This window comes from Mycobacterium sp. DHQP2018-32-09 (assembly GCF_058148405.1).
On sequence record NZ_JBYVYK010000010.1, the window covers coordinates 12,166 to 34,791 of the forward strand.

Annotated in this window: 17 protein-coding genes; 6 read left to right on the forward strand and 11 right to left on the reverse strand. The window is 69.5% G+C overall.

The features are described from left to right. Positions 1 to 4: 4 nt before the first annotated feature. The 3 genes from AC30CM_RS07055 (at position 5) to AC30CM_RS07065 (ending at position 2,774) form a co-directional block, all read left to right on the forward strand. A complete protein-coding gene (locus AC30CM_RS07055) occupies positions 5 to 1,162 on the forward strand; it encodes an acyl-CoA dehydrogenase family protein (RefSeq protein ID WP_490116127.1) in 1,158 nt (385 codons plus the stop codon). A gap of 127 nt (positions 1,163 to 1,289) precedes the next feature. Next, entirely contained in the window at positions 1,290 to 2,060 is a 771-nt protein-coding gene (locus AC30CM_RS07060; RefSeq protein ID WP_490116128.1) for an enoyl-CoA hydratase family protein, read from the forward strand. Between the two features lie 135 nt (positions 2,061 to 2,195). Further along, positions 2,196 to 2,774 carry a DUF1707 SHOCT-like domain-containing protein gene (locus tag AC30CM_RS07065; protein ID WP_490116129.1) on the forward strand — a complete coding sequence of 193 codons (579 nt, stop codon included), beginning with the start codon at positions 2,196 to 2,198 and terminating at the stop codon, positions 2,772 to 2,774. A 69-nt stretch (positions 2,775 to 2,843) separates the two neighbouring features. Here AC30CM_RS07065 and AC30CM_RS07070 read toward each other — a convergent pair whose 3' ends face one another. The 9 genes from AC30CM_RS07070 to sfnG form a co-directional block, all read right to left on the reverse strand. After that, positions 2,844 to 4,550 (reverse strand): hypothetical protein, encoded by a 1,707-nt coding sequence (locus AC30CM_RS07070; RefSeq protein ID WP_490116130.1) that lies wholly within the window; start codon positions 4,548 to 4,550, stop codon positions 2,844 to 2,846. Between the two features lie 604 nt (positions 4,551 to 5,154). After that, positions 5,155 to 6,753 carry a hypothetical protein gene (locus AC30CM_RS07075; RefSeq protein ID WP_490116131.1) on the reverse strand — a complete coding sequence of 533 codons (1,599 nt, stop codon included), beginning with the start codon at positions 6,751 to 6,753 and terminating at the stop codon, positions 5,155 to 5,157. Between the two features lie 289 nt (positions 6,754 to 7,042). After that, positions 7,043 to 9,082 carry a vWA domain-containing protein gene (locus tag AC30CM_RS07080; RefSeq protein WP_490116132.1) on the reverse strand — a complete coding sequence of 680 codons (2,040 nt, stop codon included), beginning with the start codon at positions 9,080 to 9,082 and terminating at the stop codon, positions 7,043 to 7,045. Further along, complete coding sequence (locus AC30CM_RS07085; protein ID WP_490116133.1) at positions 9,075 to 10,448, reverse strand: sigma 54-interacting transcriptional regulator; 1,374 nt, start codon at positions 10,446 to 10,448, stop codon at positions 9,075 to 9,077. Before AC30CM_RS07085 ends, AC30CM_RS07080 begins: the two co-directional genes overlap by 8 nt. A gap of 208 nt (positions 10,449 to 10,656) precedes the next feature. After that, a complete protein-coding gene (gene purH, locus AC30CM_RS07090; RefSeq protein ID WP_490116134.1) occupies positions 10,657 to 12,228 on the reverse strand; it encodes a bifunctional phosphoribosylaminoimidazolecarboxamide formyltransferase/IMP cyclohydrolase in 1,572 nt (523 codons plus the stop codon). A 46-nt stretch (positions 12,229 to 12,274) separates the two neighbouring features. Next, positions 12,275 to 12,904 (reverse strand): phosphoribosylglycinamide formyltransferase, encoded by a 630-nt coding sequence (purN, locus tag AC30CM_RS07095; RefSeq protein ID WP_490116135.1) that lies wholly within the window; start codon positions 12,902 to 12,904, stop codon positions 12,275 to 12,277. Between the two features lie 10 nt (positions 12,905 to 12,914). After that, positions 12,915 to 14,444, reverse strand: coding sequence for a cell division protein PerM (locus tag AC30CM_RS07100; RefSeq protein WP_490116136.1), 1,530 nt, complete (start codon positions 14,442 to 14,444; stop codon positions 12,915 to 12,917). Positions 14,445 to 14,505: 61 nt separating this feature from the next. Further along, the gene (locus AC30CM_RS07105; RefSeq protein ID WP_490116137.1) at positions 14,506 to 15,426 is read right to left on the reverse strand and encodes a DUF5336 domain-containing protein; all 921 of its coding nucleotides are present in this window, start codon (positions 15,424 to 15,426) and stop codon (positions 14,506 to 14,508) included. A 123-nt stretch (positions 15,427 to 15,549) separates the two neighbouring features. Beyond that, positions 15,550 to 16,680, reverse strand: a complete 1,131-nt coding sequence (gene sfnG / locus AC30CM_RS07110; protein WP_490116138.1) for a dimethylsulfone monooxygenase SfnG — start codon at positions 16,678 to 16,680, stop codon at positions 15,550 to 15,552. 155 nt (positions 16,681 to 16,835) lie between these two features. Between sfnG and AC30CM_RS07115 the strand changes: the two genes are divergently transcribed. Further along, entirely contained in the window at positions 16,836 to 17,684 is an 849-nt protein-coding gene (locus tag AC30CM_RS07115; protein ID WP_490116139.1) for an LLM class F420-dependent oxidoreductase, read from the forward strand. A gap of 9 nt (positions 17,685 to 17,693) precedes the next feature. On the opposite strand, the gene AC30CM_RS07120 is transcribed toward AC30CM_RS07115, so the two are convergent. Next, positions 17,694 to 19,223 carry an acetyl-CoA acetyltransferase gene (locus AC30CM_RS07120; RefSeq protein WP_490116140.1) on the reverse strand — a complete coding sequence of 510 codons (1,530 nt, stop codon included), beginning with the start codon at positions 19,221 to 19,223 and terminating at the stop codon, positions 17,694 to 17,696. A gap of 196 nt (positions 19,224 to 19,419) precedes the next feature. On the opposite strand from AC30CM_RS07120, the gene AC30CM_RS07125 reads away from it, so the two are divergent. Then, positions 19,420 to 20,571 carry a P-loop NTPase family protein gene (locus AC30CM_RS07125; RefSeq protein WP_490116141.1) on the forward strand — a complete coding sequence of 384 codons (1,152 nt, stop codon included), beginning with the start codon at positions 19,420 to 19,422 and terminating at the stop codon, positions 20,569 to 20,571. Next, the gene (locus AC30CM_RS07130; protein WP_490116142.1) at positions 20,568 to 21,656 is read left to right on the forward strand and encodes a MarR family transcriptional regulator; all 1,089 of its coding nucleotides are present in this window, start codon (positions 20,568 to 20,570) and stop codon (positions 21,654 to 21,656) included. Before AC30CM_RS07125 ends, AC30CM_RS07130 begins: the two co-directional genes overlap by 4 nt. A 55-nt stretch (positions 21,657 to 21,711) precedes the next feature. Here AC30CM_RS07130 and sucD read toward each other — a convergent pair whose 3' ends face one another. After that, positions 21,712 to 22,614, reverse strand: coding sequence for a succinate--CoA ligase subunit alpha (gene sucD, locus AC30CM_RS07135; protein WP_490116143.1), 903 nt, complete (start codon positions 22,612 to 22,614; stop codon positions 21,712 to 21,714). Positions 22,615 to 22,626 lie beyond the last annotated feature (12 nt).

Genomic DNA, 22,626 nt, shown 5'->3' on the forward strand with positions numbered 1-22,626 from the left:
GCACATGAGTTTCGTCGAAACCGACGAGCAGCGGGAACTCCGCAAGGCCGTATCGCAATTTGCGGCGGGCTACGGTGAGAAGTACTACCTGGAGAAGGCCAGGGCCGGCGAGCACACCACCGAGTTGTGGAGTGAGGCAGGAAAACTGGGCTTCATCGGGGTCAACCTGCCGGAGGAGTACGGCGGCGGTGGCGCCGGCATGTACGAGCTGAGCCTCGTCATGGAGGAGATGGCCGCGGCTGGGTCCGCACTGCTGATGATGGTGGTCTCCCCGGCCATCAACGGGACGATCATCAGCAAGTTCGGCACCACCGAGCAGAAGCAGCGGTGGCTTCCCGGCATCGCCGACGGCACCATCACCATGGCCTTCGCGATCACCGAGCCCGACGCCGGGTCCAACTCCCACAGGATCACCACCACTGCACGACGCGACGGCAGCGACTGGATCCTCAGCGGCCAGAAGGTGTACATCTCCGGTGTGGATCAGGCGCAGGCCGTGCTGGTGGTGGGGCGCACCGAAGACCACAAGACCGGCAACCTGAAGCCGGCGCTTTTCGTGGTCCCCACGGACACACCGGGATTGAGCTACACGAAGATCCCGATGGAGATCGTCAGCCCGGAGTTCCAGTTCCAGCTGTTCCTCGACGACGTGCGGCTGCCGGCGGACGCCCTGGTGGGCTCCGAGGACGCAGCCATCGCGCAGTTGTTCGCCGGGCTGAACCCGGAGCGGATCATGGGGGCGGCCAGCGCGGTCGGCATGGGCCGGTTCGCCATCGGCAAGGCCACCGAGTACGTCAAGACCCGGCAGGTGTGGAAGACGCCCATCGGCTCGCATCAGGGCATCGCGCATCCGTTGGCGCAGAACCACATCGAGGTCGAGCTGGCCAAGCTGATGATGCAGAAGGCTGCGGCGTTGTACGACCTCGGCGACGACGGCGGTGCCGCGGAGGCCGCGAACATGGCCAAGTATGCGGCCGGTGAGGCGTCGGTGCGTGCGGTGGATCAGGCCGTGCAGTCGCTGGGCGGCAACGGGCTGACCAAGGAGTACGGCATCGCCTCGGTGCTGGTGGCGTCGCGACTGGCCCGGATAGCGCCGGTGAGCCGGGAGATGATCCTGAACTTCGTGGCGCAGACGTCGCTGGGTCTCCCCCGGAGCTACTGATGAGCGCGTGCGCGAAGAGGCGGGGGCACCGATGAGCGCTTGCGCGAAGAGGCGAGGGCACCGATGAGCGCCCGCGCGAAGAGGCGAGGGCACCGATGAGCGCCCGCGCGAAGAGGCGAGGACACCGATGACCGACCTGGTCCGCTATTCGGCCGAGGCGGGCGTCGCGCGGTTGACCCTCGACTCGCCTCACAATCGCAACGCGCTGTCGAGCACGCTGGTCGCAGCCCTACACCAGGGTCTGGACCGGGCGGCAGCCGATCCGGCGGTGCGTTGCGTCGTGCTGGGACACACCGGTGGAACATTCTGTGCGGGGGCCGATCTCAGCGAGGCGACCGGAGGTGACCCGGGTGAGCTGGCGCTGGCGCGCGCCACGGAGATGGCCGCGACGCTGAGAGCCATCGTGGCGCTTCCCGTGCCGGTGATCGGCGCCGTGAACGGCCACGTCCGCGCCGGCGGGCTCGGGCTGGTGGGAGCGTGTGACATGGTGGTCGCCGGGCCTGCGAGCACGTTCGCCCTTACCGAGGCGCGGATCGGCGTGGCGCCGTCGATCATCTCGCTGACGTTGCTGCCGAAGCTCACCGCGCGCGCGGCGGGCCGCTACTTCGTCACGGGTGAGAAGTTCGACGCCGCCGAGGCCGCGGCCATCGGGTTGGTGACGGTGGCCGCCGACGACGTGGAGGCGCGGGTGCGCGAGCTGGCGGCCGAGGTGGCCAAGGGCTCACCGCAGGGGCTGGCGACGTCGAAGGCGTTGACGACGGCGGCCCTGCTGGAGGCGTTCGACCGGGACGCGCAGCGGCTGGCCGAGCAATCGGCGGCCCTGTTCGTCTCCGACGAGGCGCGCGAAGGCATGATGGCGTTTCTCCAGAAGCGTCCGCCCAGTTGGACGCCTTCGTGACCGTGGCGCACGTCGCCTGACACGCCTGCCGAATGTTTCACGGGTTGCCGGAGTGGCAACGCAAACTACATGGATTCCGTGAGGAGTTCGACCTCCCCCTTGCATGTGCCGAGGTTAGTCGTAGGCTCGTCGATGATGAGCACTCCAGCGCCGCGTAGTAAATCGATGCGCGTTGCCGATGCCGACCGCATGCAGGTCGCCCAGTTGCTCACCGAAGCCGCCGCGCAGGGGCGTCTCCAGATGAGTGAGTACGAGCAGCGCCTGGCCAAGGCCTACGGGGCGCAGACCTACGGCGAACTGGACAGGTTGTGCGCCGATCTGCCGGGCGTGGCCTCGACGGCCGCCTCCGGAACCCCGAGCCAGCCGGCGCCGTCCACGCTGCTGCTCGCCATCATGAGCGGATTCGAGCGGCGGGGACGGTGGAACGTGCCGAAGCGCGTGACCGCGGTCGCCGTGTTCGGCGGGGGCGTCATCGACCTGCGCTATGCGGACTTCACCTCGCACGACGTCGAGATCAACTCGTACGCCGTGTTCGGCGGTCAGACCATCCTGGTGCCGCCCGAGGTCAACGTGCGGGTGCGCGGGGTCGGCGTCATGGGTGGGTTCGACCACGTCGGCGAGATGGGGTCGCCGGGTGCCCCGTCCGTGACGATCAAGGGCTTCTCGCTGTGGGGCAGCGTCAGCATCAAGCGCAAGAAACGCAAGGCCACCTAACCCGCCACTGCCGTCGAACGCACATCGGCCACCTCCGGATTCGGAGGGGGCCGATGCGTCGTCGTGGGTCTACTCGTTGGCGCTGGAGCCGCCGCCGGAGCCGCTGCCCTTGCTACCGCTGCCTGCGCCACCGCCGGTGGACGAGCCGCCGTCGGAGCCGCCGCCGGCGGGCGCACCGCCGCCGGTCACGCTCTTGACCACGGCGTTCGCGATGTCGCCGAACACGCCCCAGCCGGTGGCGCCACCGCCGCCGCTGCCACCGCCACCCGGGATGATGATGGTGGGCTCGAACTTGTTGCCGGACTTGGTGGTGTCGTCGTCGCTGCTGGTTGCGGCGGGCTTTTCCTTGACCTTGGAGGTCGACTTCTTCGCCGGCTCGGGCGACGAGGCGGCGTCGGGTGCGGACGCCGAGTCGGCCTGCGACGCGGCCGGCTTGGCCGGGGTGTCGGCCACGACCGGCTTGGTCACCGGCTTGACGACCTCGGGCGCGGGCTTGACCTCGGGCGTGGTCGCGTCCTCGGGCGTCGTCGTGCCGCCGGTCTCGAGCGCCACGTCCTCGGTCACGACGGGCGTCTTGGCCGAGTCTCCGGTCTCGGGCGCCTCCGCCTTGGCGGGCGTCTTCGCCGCGGTCGTGGCGCTCACGGCGACGACGTCGGACTTCGACGTGCCGTTGGTCGACGTCACCTTGAGGCGCTGCAGCGCCTGCACGCCCGCGGCCTGCTCGGGTGTCTGCGCAGCGTCGGCGGTGTCGACGGTCTGATTCGCCGCAACACGTGATGTCAAAGAATCATCGCCTTCGTCCGGGTCAACGGGCGCCGGCCCCACCAGCAGGTAGCGGACCACACCGGAAAGACCGTTTTCGAAGAACTCGTTGATGAGGTCGGCTTGCACGGTGTTCGCGCCCGCCGCGCGGAGCAACTGTGTCTGTACGACCTGAGTGACACCGCCGTCGAAGAAGTCGTTGACGGCCTCGTTCAGGTTGGCGTCTCCGGCGGTTGCGTTGCTGACCTGCGTTTGAACGACCTTGTCGATGCCGTCGCCGTAGAAGTCCGTGAGGAACTGACGCTGCCCGGGATCGGTCGTCGCATCCATCAACGCCTGGTAGCTGACGCCAGTGATGCCCTGGAATCCGGGCCTTATCGCGGATCCGGGGATCGGATTGGCGATGTCGAAGAAGATGTTGAGGTACGGCGTGGTGGTGGGGACGGCCGGCTTGGTGGGGTCGGTACCCGCGGGCGTGCCCGGGTCGCCGCCCAGCAGACGCCACGCGACCTGGCTGGCGCCGCCGTCGAAGAAGTCGTTGGTGAGCGTGCCCGCGGTGCTGTCCGGCGGGATGATGACGCCGAGCAGCGACTGGGCCAGCAGGGTGGCGCCGCCGGTGTAGTAGATCTTGATGAGCTGTTCGGCCAGCGGGTTGCCCGCTACCGCGGCCTCGGCGAGCCTTGCGGCCACCGATGCGGCGCCTCCGGTGAAGAAGTCCTGGACCAGTGTCGCGTCGCCGGTGGCCTCCATCAGGAGCTGGTACAGCACGCCGGTGGCGCCCGTGGTGCCGGGCAGCACCTCGTCGAAGCCGGGCACGCCGTTGTAGGGGTTCACGCCGAAGTAGACGTTGATCAGATCCTTGAGATCGGCGGCCAGCTTCACCTGCGCCTCGGTCGCCTGCGCCACCTGAATGTCGCGGGGCGCCAGCGGCGGTGCCAGGGCCGGCGTCACGGCAATCAGGCCGGCCGTGGCGAAGGCCACACCGGCGGTGAGGTACGAGCGAGCTACTGCCATGGGAGGACCCTTCGGGTTGCGACGACTGCGAGGCTTCGGAAAACCTGAGAAACGACCAAGAGGATACTAATACGCGCTCGCGAAAATTTGCCACGCGAAAGTCACATACCCTTGGGATGATCTGTGGCGCTCGACGCGCGTGGACGCCAAGGCCTCTGGTCAGACCCTGTGCAACCGCTCAACTTCACCGCCGAGCACGACGTGAACAGCAGGACGCGAGCCGGCTTCTTCGACTGCCGCGAGTTTGCCGACCGATATCGTTAAGGTCACATAATAATTTCGGATGCAACGATGTCAGCAAATTTCGGCGCCCCGGGCGGGCCGCCAGGAGGCTCGGCTGCCCGGAGTCGATGCCGACGTCGGGCGCTGGGCCACCATGCCCGCGCAAACCCCGGATTCACCCGCCGGCGTGTCGCACGTCGAACCGCAGGTGCCGCGCGCCGGTCCCTCCGCGCCAGGGCACTACACCAGTTAGCTGAATACTCGCTGTACACGAGGCCGTGGCTCCGCTGAGACCTCGCACCGAGCCGTGCTGTGTTTGCGGACGGAAACGACGTCCGGCGCCCCTCCCACGTGGGGCGGAGCGCCGGAACGCGGTGGAACGTCAGCCTTCGCTACCGCCACTCGACTCCGAGGTCGACCCCGAGGGCGACTTCGCCGGGCCATTGGGCGACGCCGCACCGGCGCCGCTGATGCCCTTGCCGATGGCGTCGGCGATCTGGCCGAAGATCCCCCAGCTACCGCCGCCGCTTCCCGACTTGCCGCCCGGGAGGATGATCGGGTCCACCTCGACCTTGTTGCCACCCTTCATGGCTTCCGTGGCATCGGTGGCGCCGCTCTTCTCCTTCACCGACGACGTGGACTTCACCGGGGCGGGGTCGGGATCGGCCGCCGGTGCGGGATCGGCGGCAGGCGTCGACACCGGCGCGGGGGCCGCCGCCGGCTGCACCTCGGGCGCCGACTCCTTGGCCACCTCGACGACGGGCGCGGCGACGGCCGGCTGGACCTGTGGCGCCTTGGCCGGCTCGGGCGCGGGCACCGCGAGCTTGGCGGTGCGCGACGAGACGACGGGCGTCGACTCGGCCGCCGCCGGCTCGGGAGTGGACGCGGCGACATCGCCGGCTTGCGGTGTCGCAGATTGCTCGGGCGCGGCCAGTCGGCTCATCGCCACGAGCGCGGTCGTGTCCGGGGCCTGCTGGGTCGTCTCCGCAGGCTCTTCCGCAGGCGGCACCGGGCCGGTCAGCAGGTAGCGCACCACACCGAAGAACCCGTTGCCGAAGAACTCGTTGATGATGTTCTGCTGGTTCGGATCTGCCGTGCGGGCCAGCAGCTGCTCCTGAACGACTTGCGAGGCGCCACCGTGGAAGAAGGCGTCGAGCACGTCGAACTGCTCATCAGAGAGATCTCCGGAGTTGTTTGCCTCCACGATCCGCTGATAGACCACCCCGGAGACGCCGTGCAGCGACGGGTCCGACGAGATGCCGGTGTTCATGCCAGCGGCGTTCTCATCGCCGTACGGGTTGTTGATGTTGAAGAACGCGCTGAGGTACGGCGTGGACGAGGTGTTTGGGTCGGTGAAGTCACCGCCGAGCTGGCGGTAGGCCAGCCGGGTCGCGCCTCCTGTATAGAAGTCGTCGAGAAACTGTCGTTGTACGGGGTCTTGGAACCGGTCGCGCAGCTGCGTGTGCGTGACCTGAGTCAGGCCACCTTCGAAGAAGTCGGTCAGCACGCCCTTCTGCTCGGGCGTCAGCTCGGATTCCAGGAGGCGCTGATAGATGACGCCGGAGGCACCCCGCAGCCCCGGGTTGTCGGGGGTGCCCTGGTTGAAGAAGATCCTCAGGTAGTTCGCGGTGTCGGGGTTGGTGGTGCCGCTGAGTAGGTAGTCGTAGACCACCTTGTCCGCGCCCTGCTGGAAGAACGAATCCAGCGTCTGCTTGTTGGGCGGGTAGCCACCGAACTGGTCGAGCAGCAGCTGGTAGATGACACCCGACAGCCGGGCGGTACCGGGCGAGTCGGGGGTGATGAGGGTGGGCTCGTCCCCGAAGTAGACGTTGATGAGGTCCGCGAGGTCGGCAGACAGGGCGACGTTGGCCGCCACCTTCTCCTCACGCTGCGTCAGTTGCGGAACGATCGCCGGCATATAGGCCATGACACCCGCCGCAGCGAACGCAACACCGGCGGTGACGAAGGGACGCAGTGCCATGAGGACTCCTGAGAGGAAACTGAGAAAGGCGCGACTGCGAACATCATGACACACACGAGCAAAGATCGGAATGCCAGCGGCAAACTATTTGAGCAGTAATTTACGGGGACGCTGATAAACCAACTTACCCGTACGCTGGGGATACTTGGAACTAGATCAAAAGGCCCAGCAAATAGCCCCCAGCAAAGTGGCTAAGCACTGGCCGGTGTTGACATGTTCCCACTCGCAAGCAGACGCGAACGTGCCCCGAATCGCGGGATTCGGGGCACGTTCGGGTCTGCTCGGACGGTCAGCGGCGGCGGCGCGCCCGCAGGTAGTCGCTGACGACGGCGGCACCCAGGCCGTCGAGTTCGGGGACCACCACCCGCCCCTCGACTCGGCGCGCCACCTGGTCGATGAAGCGCGCCAGCCCCGGGTCGCTGCCGAGGCGGAAGATCGTCACCTGCGCACCCATGCGGGCCACCTCGTCGAAGCCGCGCACGGTCGCCGCGATCGTGCGGGGATGCGGCGGGTAGTCGAAGAACACCCCGGTACCCTCGTCGCCGCCCCAGTCCTCCAGGTGCGCCGTGGGTTCCCCGTCGGTGACGACGAGCACGGTCGGCTGCGCGTTGGGGTGCCGGCGTAGGTGCCGGGTGGCCAGGGCCAGCGCGTGGTGCAGGTTGGTCCCCTGTTCGAACACGCCTTCCATGCCGGTCAGTTCGGCGGCAGTGACGGTGCGGGCGTGGCGACCGAACGCGATGATCTGCAGGGCGTCGGAACGGAACCGCGTGCTCACCAGATGGTTGAGCGCCAGCGCGGTGCGTTTCATGGGGAGCCAGCGCTGCTCCATCACCATCGAGAACGACGTGTCGACGAGCAGGGCGACGACGGCCTGGGTGCGCGCCTCGGTCTCGGAGACCTCGACGTCGTCCGTCGTGATGCGCAGCGGACGCTCCAGCGTCCCCGTAGCTGGCGCCATCCCCCCGTCGCGACCGATCCCCCCGTCACTGCGCTCCTGCCCGCCGGCCCTGCGCAACACCGCATTCGTCAGCGTCCGCGTCACGTTCCACGGCTCGGTGTCACCGAACTGCCACGGCCGCGTCGCACCGGTCAGTTCTCCGGCAGCTCCTGCCCGCCGTGTCTCGCGTTCCCCGTGGTGCCCCGAGAGTCGTTGCGCGACGTCACGTAGGGCGGCCTGGCCGAGCTGGCGCATGGCCTTCGGCGACAACCGCCACTGCCCGTCCGACCCGCGATCCAGGAAACCCTGGTTCATCAGGGCGCGTTCGAGTTCGGCGAGCGTGCGGGCGTCGACGGCGGCGTCCTCGCCGAGTTGGCGCGCCAGCATGTCGAGGTCGACGTCGTCCATCTGCGCGCCGGCGTAGCCCTGGGACAGCTGTTCGGCGAGTTGCTCGAGTTCGGCGATGTCGGCCATCGCCTGGGCGCCCTCACCCATGCCGAACGGGTTCTCGCCCTTGAAGTTCGACGATCCGGTCCAGTCCTCGCCAGGACGAGCCGCCTGCAGGTGGCCGTCGAGGCGGCTCAGCGCGTTCTGCAGCGATGGCGAGCCGAACGCCTGCTGCGCCAACGCGTCCAGTTCGGCGCGCTGCTGCTCGGTGAGGCTGTTGCGGAACCGCTGGGCGGCGGCGGCGCGGGCGGCCAGCGAGTCGAGTAGCTCGTCGATGTCGCGCGGGTTCTCCGGGAAGAACTCGCCGTGCTTGGCCATGAAGTCCTGGAAGTCCTCGGGCGAGTCCTCGCCCCTGGCGTGCTTGTCCAGCAGGTCGTTGAGGTCGTCGAGCATGTCGTTGACGCGCTGCCGATCCTCATCGGTGGCGTTCTCGAGCGCCTGCTTCATGCCCGCGAAGCGCTGGTCGAGCATCTCCCGACCCATCAAATCCTTGATCTGCTCGTACTTCTCGCGGGCCTCTGCGCTGCGCCACTCGTATTCGGCGAGCTCCTGGACGGCCTTGGCCGGTGACGGCGGCAGCGATTCGAGCTGGAGTTCCCCGAAGCGGGCGTCGTCGTCGAGCGCGCGGGCCAGTTCCTTGCGTTCGGCCAGCACCGCCTCGTCGAGCAGCTTCTTGATCTCCTGCAGCGTGCCGTTGAGATTGTTGCGCTGCAACAGCTTTCGCCGCTTACTGTTGGCTTCGGCCGCCAGCCGGTCCGCCCCGCGCATGTCCTTCATGCCCCGACGCAGCAACTCCTGCAAGGCCCGCCGCGGGGAACTGCCCTCCATGACGTCCTGGCCGATGGCCTCGAGCGCCTCCCTCAGATCCACCGGCGGGGCCAAGGGATCTGGCCCGCCGGTGTATCGCGAGTACCGGGACGACCGCCCGTGGTGTGCATCAGCCATAGACGGTTTCACCCTCGTCCGACACCTTGTCGATGCGCTTGGCCAGGTACAGCGCCTCCAGCGCCAATTCCAGGGCAGCGGCGCGTTCTCCTTCGCTGCTCGCCCCCAGCCGGGAGGCGATCTGGTCGATCACGGGCAGGTCGGGCAGCGCGGCCAGCACCGCCTTGGCGGCCACGCGCTCCCCCGTCGTCACCGGCGCGCCGTCTTCGATGGCGGACACCAGCGGACCCACGTCCAGACCGCCGAGCAGCCGCTGCGCGGTGTCCGCGGTGGCGCGGCGCAGCAGGTGTTCGAGGATGGCCTGCTCGCGTCCTTCCTCACCGGACTCGAACTCGAGCTTGCCGCGCAACACGTCGATGATGGTCTGCAGGTCGACGACGCGGGCGACGGGCGCCTCCTCGCCGAGGATCGTCGAGCGGTGCCTGGCGGCCGCGGCCACCGTCTCGGCCGCTGCGATGGCGAACCGCGCCGAGACGCCGGAGCGCTGATCGATCGACTGCGATTCGCGCAGGCTGCGCGCGAACCGCGCCACGATCTGCAGCAGGTAGTCGGGGACGGCGGCGGTGAGGTTGGCCTCCTGGTTGATGACGCCGACCTCGGCCTCCAGCTGCAGCGGGTAGTGCGTGCGGATCTCGGCGCCGAACCGGTCCTTGAGCGGCGTGATGATGCGGCCGCGGTTGGTGTAGTCCTCGGGGTTGGCGCTGGCGACCACCAGCACGTCGAGCGGCAGGCGCAGCGTGTAGCCACGCACCTGGATGTCGCGCTCCTCCATGACGTTGAGCATCGCGACCTGGATGCGCTCGGCGAGGTCGGGCAGCTCGTTGACGGCGACGATGCCGCGGTGGGCGCGGGGAATCAGCCCGAACGCGATGGTCTCGGGGTCGCCGAGGCTGCGGCCCTCGGCCACCTTGATCGGGTCGATGTCACCGACGAGGTCGGCGACGCTGGTGTCGGGGGTCGCGAGCTTCTCGGTGTAGCGCTCGCTGCGGTGCCGCCACGTGATGGGCAGGTCGTCACCCGAGGTGGCGGCCCTGCGGATCGACTCGGGGGTGATGGGGCTGAACGGGTGCTCGCCAAGTTCCGATCCCTCGATGACGGGCGTCCACTCGTCGAGCAGCCCGGACAGGGCGCGCAGCAGCCGCGTCTTGCCCTGGCCGCGTTCGCCGAGCAGCACCACGTCGTGGCCGGCGATCAGCGCACGTTCCAGCTGCGGCAGCACGGTGTCCTCGAAGCCGAGAATGCCCTGCCACACGTCGCGCCGCTCGGCCAGCGCGGCCAGCAGGTTCTCGCGGATCTCTTCCTTGACTCCCCGCTCGCGGTGGCCAGAAGCGCGCAGTTCGCCGACGGTGCGGGGCAAGTCAGGCAAGTCAGGCAAGTTCTTGGGTGCGGTCACCACTCCACGCTACGACTGCCCGCCACCGGCGGCACGGGTTCGCCTCGTGGTTACGCCATCAGCGCAGGCGGGAATAGGTCGGGAACGGGTGTTGCCCACCCCACCCACCCCCGCGACCAGACGCGAATGTCCGCATCGGCCCAGGAGCCAGCGGACGTTTGCGTCTGCTCGCGGGGCACGGTCAGTGGGCGAAGTGACGCGCCCCGGTGAGGTACAGCGTGACGCCCGCCTTGGCGGCTGCCGCGGCGACCTCGTCGTCGCGGACCGATCCGCCCGGGTGCACGATGGCGCGGACGCCGGCGGCGGTCAGCACCTCCAGCCCGTCCGGGAACGGGAAGAACGCGTCGGACGACGCGACGGCCCCCGCCACCCGGTCGCCGCCACGCTCGACGGCAAGTCGCGCGGCGTCCACCCGGTTCACCTGGCCCATGCCGACGCCGACCGTGGCTCCGTCCTTGACGACGACGATGGCGTTGGACTTCACGGCGCGGCAGGCGCGCCACGCGAAGACCAGTTCGGCGAGGGTGTCCGCGTCGGCGGGCTCGCCGGTCGCGAGCGTCCAGTTCGCCGGGTCGTCGCCCTCGGCGTCGACGGCGTCGGTCTGCTGCACCAGCAGGCCGCCGCTGACCTTGCGGAACTCCGTCTCGCCGCGCTGCGGCTCCGCGGCCACCAGCACGCGGATGTTCTTCTTGCGGGCCAGGATCTCGACGGCACCCGGTTCGTAGGCCGGGGCGATGATGACCTCGGTGAAGATGTCGGCGACGGTCTCGGCCATCTCGACGCTCACCGTGGTGTTGGCGGCGATGACGCCGCCGAACGCGCTCAGCGGATCGCATTCGTGCGCCTTGCGGTGGGCGTCGGCCACCGACACCGACGAGACCGCGATGCCACAGGGGTTGGCGTGCTTGATGATCGCGACGCAGGTCTGCTCGTGGTCGAACGCGGCGCGCCACGCCGCGTCGGCGTCGGTGTAGTTGTTGTACGACATCTCCTTGCCGTGCAACTGTTCTGCCTGCGCCAGGCCGGGCCAGCCGGCGTCGTCGAGATACAGCGCGGCCTGCTGGTGCGGGTTCTCCCCGTACCGCAGCACGGCGCTGCGACGCCAGGTGCCGGCGTACCACTCGGGCAGCGGCCCGGCGGGCTGCTCGGGTGCCAGCGTCTGCCCCATCCAGGTGGCGACGGCGACGTCGTACTCGGCGGTGTGCCGGAAGGCCAACGATGCCAAGCGCTTCCGTTCGGGCAGCGTGAAGCCACCGGCGCGGACGGCGGCCAGTACGCCGTCGTAACCGCGGGGCTCGACGACGACGGCGACGCTCGGATGGTTCTTCGCGGCCGCGCGCACCATCGACGGTCCGCCGATGTCGATCTGTTCGACGCACTCGTCGACGTCGGCCCCGGACGCCACGGTCTCGCTGAACGGGTACAGGTTGACGACGACCAGTTCGAAGGCCTCGACCCCGAGATCGGCGAGCGCCGTGACGTGTTCGGGCTTGCGGGTGTCGGCGAGCAGACCGGCGTGCACGTGTGGGTGCAGCGTCTTGACGCGACCGTCGAGCACCTCGGGGAAGCCGGTGACGTCCTCCACCGGGGTCACCGGAACACCGGCTGCCGCAATGGTCTTCGCGGTGGAGCCGGTCGAGACGATGGTGACCCCCGCCTCGTGCAGTCCTTGCGCCAGTTCGGCGAGACCCGTCTTGTCGTAGACGCTGACCAGCGCCCGCTTGATCGCCCTGCGGCCGTCCGTGTCGCTCACTTCGCTGCTCCCCTGCACGTCGTCACCATTCCTTCTCGCGTGCCGGTCATCCCAGCGCCGCCTTCCGTCCCGTCCACGTCACGCCGCGAATCGCCATTGCCGCGAGGACGTCCACCAACAACCGTCGTTCCACGACCTTGATGCGCTCGTGCAGCGTCGCCTCGTCGTCGCCGTCGAGCACGGGCACCGCCTCTTGCGCCAGGATGGGGCCGGTGTCCACGCCGGCGTCCACCAGGTGCACGGTGCACCCTGTGACGCGCACGCCGTAGGCGAGCGCGTCGGGCACCGCGTGGGCGCCGGGGAACGCCGGAAGCAACGCCGGATGGGTGTTGACCACCCGCCCCATGAACCGCGAGAGGAACTGCGGGCCAAGGATCTTCATGAAGCCTGCGGAGACCACCAGGTCCGGCTGGTGCGCGTCGGTGGCGGCGGTGATCGCGGCGTCCCAGGCTGCCCTGTCGGGATGGTCCCCGAGGCGCTCGGTGTAGGCCGGAATGCCCGCGGCGGCGGCCACGTCGACGGCCCGGCACGCGCGGTCGGTGCCCACGGCGACCACGCGGGCGGGGAAGTCGTCCTTGGCGCTGGACAGCAGCGATTCGAGCAGCGATCCCGTGCCCGAGGCCAGCACGACCAGACGCGCGGGGGCGCTGGGGGGCACACGTCGCTCGGGCTGCACGCGAAGCAGCCTAATCGCCCGGCCCGCGTCTCTCGTCGGTGGTGGCACCGGGCCAATCGATCGATACGTCCTCGTCGGTCATGAAGTGGGCCTCGGGGTCGTCTTCGAGGTCGACGGGGCGCGGGTCGGGCCGGACCCGACGCGGGCGCGGCGGCGGCGTGTGCACGGGCTCGTCGGCCCGTTCGTCGACCCAGGGCGCGCGCGGCGCGGGTTCGGGATCCTCGACGTCGTCGTCGGCGGGCTCGTACCGTTGCGGCTCGCGGGGGGCCGTGTCGTCGGGCGGCGGGGCCGTGTCGTCGAGCGGCGCGAACGGGTCGTCGAGCCGCTCGGCGACCACCGGGGTGGCGGCGCCCAGCGTCAGCGTCGGCGCCGCAGTGGGCGGCGCGGTCTGACGGGGGCGCCGCGGCGTGCGCACCCACCGGACGCCGCCGGACATGAGAACCGTCAGCCCGCCGATCAGCAGATACCAGCTCAGCAGCGCGGGCGCGTAGGTGGTCTGGTCGACGCCGACGTCGCCGAAGTTGCCGAGCCGTCCGCTTCCGGCGAACGCCAGCAGGGTCATGATCCCGGTGGCGAGCGCCGCGGCGACGACGAGCTTGGCCGCGGCACCGCCGGGCGGCAGCGGGCGCCTGGCGCACTGCTGCCCCAGGGCGACGGCCGAGGCGGCGCCGACGATCAGCAGCGCCACCCACACCGGCCCCAGTGGCGGTGTGGGGGCGGCGGCCAACACCGGGACGGCGGGGACGTCGCCGCCGAGGACGGTGAAGGCGCTGAAGGTAGCGAGCCCGACGTGTGCGCTGGAGCCGACGGCGACGGCCGTGGTGCCGATGATCACGTTGGGCACGTAGAGCAGTGACAGCAGCGTGAGGCTGAGTTGCCCGAAGACCGAGTCGGTGATGGCGAACAGGTCGTGCATGGTGCCCCAGTGCACGATCAGCGACCCGGCGGTGACGACGCCGGACAGGGCGCAGAGCGCCAGGGCGCCTGCGGCTGCGGCGCGGCCGGCTTCGGGCAGCCAGGGCGGGACCCACGGCAGGTGGGTCAGCCGGCGTCGCAGGCGCGTGCCGACGCCGATGGCCGCTCCTGCCAGGTGTACGGCCAGCACGCCGCCGAAGGCGCGCAGCGCGCTGGGGGTTTGCAGTTCGGTGAGCACCGACGACGCGTCGTGGATGACGGCGAGCGTCAGCGCGGCGATGAGCAACGGGCCGCCCAGCGCGGATGCGGCCACCCACCGCGCCACGAACCAGGACGCGTTGGGCGCCAGGGCTCCTGCCGTGGTGCGGGCGGTGCCCCACACCATCGCCAACATCGGCAGCAGCGGCATGACGCCCAGCTCGCGGCCGCCGATCGAGACGGGCACCTGGTGCACGCCCAACCACATGCTGGCGATCGCGCCGAACGCGCCGGTCATGTCGCTGTTGGCGATCAGCAGCTGCAGCAGCACGACGGCAGCGATGATCACCAGCGCGACGACCGACGGGCCGAACGCGACCCTCAGCAGGTCGCGGGCCTGGCGTGCGCCGACGGGCCGGTTGTCCACTAGACGGGTCACTCCTCGCGCAGGCGGGTGCGCGCGCGGAACGGGTGCGCGCCGCTAGAGACTACGACTGTCCGGGAGTGGTCTGCGACGGCGCAGACTGTTGTGTCTGCTGTGTGGGTGCTGACTGTTGCGGCGCCGCGGTGGCCTGCGGGCCGGTGTCCTCGGAACTTCCCGGGGGCTGCGGCTGGCCGTAGGCGGGGAAACCGGTGGGCGGCGTCGGGGGGCCGGTGTGCCCGCTCTGGGCGCCGTAGGGGCTGCCCGACGCGGCACCGTAGCCGCCGTACTGCTGGGGTTGGCCCTGCTGGGGTTGGCCCTGCTGCGGTTGACCATAGCCGGGGCGCTGCTGCGCGCCCTGGTGCTGACCGGGCTGGTGCTGGCCCGGCTGGCCCGACTGGCCCGGCTGGCCCGACTGGCCGTAGTACTGCTGCTGCGGGGCGTAGCCGCCGTAGGGGGCGTCGTAGCGCTGCTTGGGCTCGGGGGCGGTGATGATGCCCGCGTCGAGCAGCAGGTTGCACACGGCGGCGCCCGCCTGCAGGAAGGTGAACACGATGACGAGGTACAGCGCCCAGCCGACGGACACCTCGGCCGGGGCCTTGAACACCTCGGCGAGCACCAGCAGGAACGACAGCGTCGAGATGACGGTGATCCAGCCGTGCAGCGCCTTCTGCTTGGGCAGCAGGGCCACGGCGGCGACCAGCCCGGCGAGCACCGACGCGATGACCGCGTTGTTGAGTCCGGGGGTGGTGCCGCTGGCGGTGCCCAGCTGCGGGAACTCCGAGTTGCTGATGGTGAACAGCGGCCCGAAGTTCGACAGGTAGACGGCCAGGCCGAAGACGGCCACGGCGATGCTCAGGTAGAACGGCAGCTTGCTCGGTCCCGCGGGAGCGGGGTCCGTCGGCCTGGCGAACTGCTGTGTGGGCGCCGCGAACTGGGTCGTCGGCGCGGGTGGCGGATAACCAGGGTTACCGGGCGGGTAGCTCATGACCTCTCCTGTGCTCCTCGATTCGCTCTCCCACGCTAGCGCACCGTCGGACGGACCCCGTCACCATCGCGGCGCGGGGCGCGCGAGCCCGCTCGCCGCGGCCGGGCCGCGGCGAGCCGGCACTCACGCGGAGACCAGCACCGGCGCCTCCGCCGAATCCTCCTCTGCGGTTTCGATTTCACGGACCAGCGGCAGCACCTTGGACCCGAAGTACTCGATCTCTTCCTGAAAGTGCAGGAAGCCGCCGAGGATGAGGTCGACGCCGCGCTTGCGGTAGGCGGCGATGCGCTCGGCGATCTGCTCCGGGGTGCCGATCAGCTGGGTGCGGAAGCCGTCGTTGTACTGCACCAGGTCCTCGAAGCTCGAGTCGGCCCACATGCCCTTCTTGTCGGCGGTGGAGTTGCCCGCCTGCTGCACGGCGGAGCGGAAGCCCTCGACGGCGGGCCGGTTGGCCTTGGCGACGATCTCCCTGAGGACGTCTCTGGCTTCCTTCTCGGTGTCCCTGGCGATGATGAAGCCGTTGAGCCCGAACTTGACCTCGCGGTCGACGCCGCGGGCGTGGTTGCGCACGTCGACCACTTGTTCGGTGACGCCGTCGAAGTCCTTGCCGTTGGAGAAGTACCAGTCGGCGTAGAGGCCACCGTTGCGGCGGGCTGCCGTCGAGTTGCCCCCTTGGAAGATCTCCGGATTCGGCCGCTCGGGGGTGTTGAACGGCTTGGGTTTGAGCGTGAAGTCGTGGATGCGGTAGAAGTCGCCGCGGAAGTCCACGTCGTCCTCGGTCCAGATCTTGCGCAGCACCTGGAGGAACTCGCCGCTGCGGCGGTAGCGCTCGTCGTGTTCCAGCCAGGGTTCTCCCAGGTGCGTGAACTCGTCCTTGAACCAGCCCGAGACGACGTTGACGGCGAAGCGGCCCTTGGACAATTGATCGGCGGTGGCGCCCAGTTTGGCCAGGACGGCGGGTTGCCACAGGCCGGGGTGCACCGCGGCGATCACCTTCAGCCGTTCGGTGGCCAGCAACAGCGCGAGGCTGAAGCTGGTGGACTCGTGCTGGTATTCGGCACCGTAACTGGCCTCGTAGCGCACCTGCGACAGCGCGTACTCGAAACCGTTGCGTTCGGCGGTCTGGGCCAGCTTGACGTTGTAGTCGTAGCCCCAGTCGGTGCGCTGCTCGATGTCACTGGTCACCAGGCCGCCGCTGACATTGGGCACCCAGTACGCGAACCGGACGTGGTCGGCGATGCGTTCTGTCGTCATGAACAGCCATCCCAGCAACTTCGTCCGGCGAGGTCACGGGTAAGGATCGGGCTGAGCGGAATGCGGGCGCGGGCGTCCAACGTGCGCCCGCCGCCGTCCAGCCCACCTGGGAGGAGTCTTGCGCACACGGACTGAAACACGTTCTAATTCTGGGCATGGACTACGGGCTCGTTCTCTTCACCAGCGATCGTGGCATCGCTCCCGCGGCTGCGGCCAAGCTCGCCGACGAGCATGGCTTCACCACCTTCTACGTGCCCGAGCACACCCACATCCCGATCAAGCGCGAGGCCGCCCACCCCACGACGGGTGACGAGACGCTGCCCGACGACCGCTACATGCGCACGCTCGACCCCTGGGTGTCACTGGGCGCGGCAGCCGCGGTGACGACGCGGGTGCGGTTGTCGACGGCGGTGGCGTTGCCGGTGGAGCACGACCCCATCACGCTCGCGAAGTCGATCGCGACACTGGATCACATGTCGGGCGGTCGCGTGTCACTCGGCGTCGGGTTCGGTTGGAACACCGACGAACTCGCCGACCACAACGTCCCCGCCGGGCGGCGACGCACGATGCTGCGCGAGTACCTGGAGGCCATGCGTGCGCTGTGGACGCAGGAAGAGGCCGAATACCACGGCGAGTTCGTGAACTTCGGTCCGTCGTGGGCGTGGCCGAAGCCGAGGCAGGCCCACGTGCCGGTGCTCGTCGGCGCGGCGGGCACCGAGAAGAACTTCAAGTGGATCGCGAAGTCCGCCGACGGTTGGATCACCACGCCCCGCGACTTCGACATCGACGCCCCGGTGAAGTCGTTGCAGGACACCTGGGCGGCCGCGGGCCGCGACGGGGCGCCCCAGATCGTGGCCCTGGACTTCAAGCCGGATCCCGAGAAGCTGGCCCGCTGGGCCGATCTGGGCGTCACCGAGGTGCTGTTCGGCCTGCCGGACAAGACCGAGCCCGAGGTGGCGGCCTACGTCGAGCGCCTGGCGGGCAAGCTCGCCGCGCTGGTGTAGCCGCTGGGTTCAGGCGAGCGCCGCACGGTTGCCGTGCTCGGTGGACCACACGGTGATGGCGGCGCCCAACGGGTCCCCGTCGGACATCAAGGCCACCAGGTCGACGTCGTCGGTCGTGGCCATGAAGCGGGAACCGTCGGCGTCCAGACGGCCCACGATGATGCCCGTGCGGATGGGCCAGTCGTAGCGCACCGAGTAGGTCTCGATGGTGCCGTCGCCGTCGACCTGCTTGGTGACGGCGATCTTCGGCAGGGAGGCGATCTCGTCGCGCAGCCGTGCGCTGTGATCGGCGCGCCACTCGACGGGCGTGGTGGAGTAGATGCCGGTGGAGTACTTGCTGGCGATGCCGCCGTTGGCGCCGACGAACCCGAATGACCCTGGCGACGAACGCATGTGGGTCACGGTTTCGGCGATGCCGTGCAGCGAGTAACTGTTTCCCGGGCCCCCGAAGTACGGGAGGCCGCCGGTGAGCGTGAGCCCGCGTGGATCGTCGTGTGTCACGCCCAGCGCCTCGCAGCCGACGAACACCGGGAACGGGAAGCAGCTGTAGAGGTCGAACGTCGCGACGTCGTCGACCGTCAGGCCGGCGACGCGCAGGGCCTCGTGGATCGCGGCCACCGAGGCGGGGGCAGCCCCCAGGTCGGCGCGTTCCAGGAGGGGCTGTTCGATCAAGTCGGCGTGCCCGTGGACGAAGACCCACTTCTGCTCGGGCACACCGAGTCTGCGGGCCGTCTCGACCGACGTCAGCACGGCTGCGGCACCTTGGTTGACGGTGTCGCGGGCGACCAGCAGGCGCGGGTAGGGGTCGCAGATCATCCGATTGTCGTCGGTGACGGTGATGATCTCGTCGACGGACCGTTCCACCGGTGACGACGAGAACGGGTTGTTCGCGGCCACTTTCGACATCGGGGCGAACAGTTCGGCCATCTCGCGGCGGTACTCGGCGACGCCGAGACCCAGACGCGCGCGGCGGGCGTTGTCCAGCAGCCCGTATTGCACGGGTGCGCCGGTCAGGCCGTGCTGCACGGTGTAATCGTCGATGTAGCTGTAGATCTGGTGACCGCGGTCCTCCAGCTGGCCGTCGACGTGTTCGGTGAAGTCGGGCTTGTCGCCGCGATTGGCGAAATAGCGTGCCGTGGAGCCGGGTTCGGATCCCATGATCACGACGACGTCGGCGTCGCCCGCGGCGATGAGGTTGCCCGCCTCGGTCACGAGCTTCTGCGGACTCTGCCCGCCCACCGGTTCGAGGACCGCGCGGGCGGGGTTGCCGCCGACGCGGTTCATCACCGAGCGGGGGTAGTTGTTGGACTTGCCGAGCGCGGCGGGCATGGGTCCGGAGATCTCGAACTGCCGGAGGGCGAAGACGGTGTCGACGGCTGCGGCCACCTTGGCGGCGTCGACTCCGGTGTCGGCGAGCGCGGCATCGGTGGCTGCGGTCGCGAGGTCGACGGCCGACATGCCGCGGTACCCGGGATCGTCGATGCGTTCGGTGAACTGGCCGACGCCGACGAGCACGGGTGTGCGCGGATCGATCTGCATGGCGGCCCTCCTGGTTCGTTCGTTCGTGAGGCTAACCGACGCCCCGCACGCCCCCTCGAGCAGACGCAAGTGTTCGCTCCGATGCAGGTGGCACGGAACATTTGCGTCTGCTCAGCAACCGACGACGGAGCCGGCGTACGTCGAGTCAGATGTACGACGACGTTGACGTACGTCATCTCCGGCGTATTCTCGAGACGTGGACTGGCAGCTGCGCCCCATGACCCTGGTGGTCGGCGGCGTCGTCAGGCCCGGTGACGTGGTGGGACGGTATCGCGACGTCGAGGCGGTCATCGCCGCCCTGCCCCACAGCGGCGCGGTACTGGTAGGTGATCGGCGGCACGGCAAGACGTCGCTGTCGCGCGTCGTGCAGCACCAGGTGCGTCAGGCCGGTGCCTTGGTGGGCGCCGCCAGCGCGGAGCGCGGTACCTACGCGGACTTCGTGGCCGCCCTGGCCGCCGAACTCGCCCGGTTCGAGCCGGGGTGGCGCAAGGAATTGGCCAGGCTGCGGGTCTCGATCACCGCCGGGCCGGTGACGGTCGAACGCGACGCCCGCGCGGCCTCGGCCATGGACGAGTTGCTCCGTCAGGCCGTCGCGCGGGCCCGGGACCGGCAGGTGGTCCTGTTCATCGACGAGGTGACGGTCCTGGCCCGCAAGCTCGAGCGGTCCCAACCGGGCTCCGGCGAGGACTTCCTGCGCACGCTGCGGCGCTTCCGGCAGGACTACGGCGGCCGCGTCGCGACGGTGCTGTCGGGGTCCATCGGTTTTCACCACGTGTCCGAGGACGCGCCCAGCACCGTCAACGACATCCGCAAGATCGCGGTCGGACCCATCCGCTCCGACCACGCGAGCTATCTGGCCGGATGCCTCCTGCTCGGCGTGGGGGCCGGCGTGCAGGACGCCCACCGGATCGCGCCCGCGCTGGCCGCCGCCGCCGAGAACGTCCCCTACTACATTCAGCACCTGGTGCTGGCCTCGCAGGAGTTCTGGGGACGCACGGGCGCGCTGCCGACGCCCGACGAGGTCCCCGGCCTCGTCACCGCCGCCATCGACGATCTGACCGACCCGTGGGACCTGCGCCACTACCGGGACCGGTTGGACACCTATTACGGCGCCGACGCCGGTCCCATCGCCACGCTGCTCGACGTGTACGCCCACGCCACCCACCCGCTCGGCGTCGACGACGTGATGAATCTCCTTGCGGGCGAAGGCATGGCGATCGACGATCGCTCGCGTCTGGTGCGGTTGATCGAGCGTCTGGAACTCGACCACTATCTGCAGCGTCAGGGCGACACCGATCGCTTCGCCTCCCCGCTGATCCAGCGCGCGTGGAAGGCCATGCGCCGATGACGGCCGCGCACACGCCCGCGGCGATCGACGTCGCCGACCTGGACGCGGCGACCGTCGGCAGGCAGGCGCTGTTCGACCGACTGGTGCGACGCCTGCGCGGGGCTGCGCGCGACGGCTCGCGGCCGCACACCCTGCTGGTCGCACCGCGCGGGGCCGGCAAGACCCACACCCTGCGAGTGGCGCTCAAGCGCGCGTGCGACGACGCCGCCACCGCCGAACGCGTACTGCCGGTCGTGATCCCGGAGGACTCGCTGGCCATCGGCTCGTATCTGGACCTGCTGGTGGAGGCGGCCCGGGCCATCGATCCCGACCTCGAGGTCACGGCGCGGGCGCTGCGCCGCGACAAGGACGCCGTCGGCATCGAGCAGGCGATCTCGACGGTGGCGGCGGGCCGGATGGTGTTGCTGGCCGTGGAGAACCTGGACCGCGTGTTCGACGGCATCGGCCTCGACGGGCAGGGCAGCTTGCGGGCATGGGTGGAAACGTCCACGGAGGTCACGATCTTTGCGACCACGCCGGCCCTGTTCTCCGGGGTCTCGTCGCGCCGGTTCCCGTGGTACGGGTCGTTCATGGTGGAGACCCTCGGTGACCTCACACCGTCGGACGTGGCGGCGCTGGTGGCCCGCGGAGCGCGTTCCCGGGGCGCGCACGACATGGCCGACTTCGTCGAAACCGACTCTGGCGCTTCGTGTATCGCGGAGATCTACCGCGTGTTCGGGGGCGCCCCGCGGCCGTGGCAGCTGCTCGCGCAGTTCGCCGACGTCGCCGCGCTTCAGGCGGTGACACCGGCCGTCGAGGCGCTCCTGGACCGGCTGGTGCCGGACTTCCAGCGGCGACTGTGGGGCCTGCCCGCCGGCGAACAGCGCCTGGTCGTCGAACTGGCCAGAGCCGACGGGCCGCGCACGGTCGGTGATTTGGCGGCCGCCGTGGGGGTGTCGAATCAGTCCGCGGCGACGGCCCTCGGCCGGTTGGGCGGCGCGCACTGGGTGACGTCCACCAAGGACGACGCCGACCGGCGCGCCACCTGGTACGACCTCACCGATCCGCTACTGCGACGGGTCCTGCACTACCGCGAGCAGACGTAAACGTGCACGAAACACCAGGTGTGACCGGACGTTTGCGTCTGCTCGCGGTGAGAGGCTAGAGCGACTCGAAGATCTCGCGCGCCAGCTTGGCGGTCTCGGACGGCGTCTTGCCGACCTTCACGCCTGCGGCTTCGAGGGCTTCCTTCTTGCCCTGGGCGGTACCCGCGCCGTCGGAGACGATGGCGCCCGCGTGGCCCATGGTCTTGCCCTCGGGTGCGGTGAAGCCCGCGACGTAGCCGACGACGGGCTTGGTGACGTTGGCCTGGATGTAGGCGCCCGCCTTCTCCTCGGCGTCGCCGCCGATCTCGCCGATCATGACGATGAGCTTGGTCTCGGGATCCTTCTCGAACGCCTCGATGGCGTCGATGTGGGTGGTGCCGATGACGGGGTCGCCGCCGATGCCGATGGCGGTCGAGAAGCCGAGATCGCGCAGCTCGTACATCATCTGGTAGGTCAGCGTGCCGGACTTCGACACCAGCCCGATGGGGCCCTTGCCGGTGATGTTGTTGGGCGTGATGCCCACCAGCGACTCACCGGGGGTGATGATGCCGGGACAGTTGGGCCCGATGATGCGCGTCTTCTGGCCCTTCTCCACGTTGTAGGCCCACGCGTAGGCGGTGTCCTGCACCGGGATGCCCTCGGTGATGACGACCAGCAGCGGGATCTCGGCGTCGATGGCCTCGATGATGGCGTCCTTGGAGAAGGCCGGCGGCACGAAGGCGATCGACACGTCGGCGCCGGTCTCCTTCATGGCCTCGGCGACGCTGCCGAACACCGGGAGACTGATTGGCGCACCATCTTTGTCCACGTGCTCAACCGTGGTGCCCGCCTTGCGAGCGTTGACGCCACCCACGATCTGGGTGCCGGCCTTGAGCATCAGCGCGGTGTGCTTGGTGCCCTCGCCGCCGGTGATGCCCTGGACGATGACCTTGGAGTCCTTGTTCAGAAAGATCGACATTCTCGGTGCCCC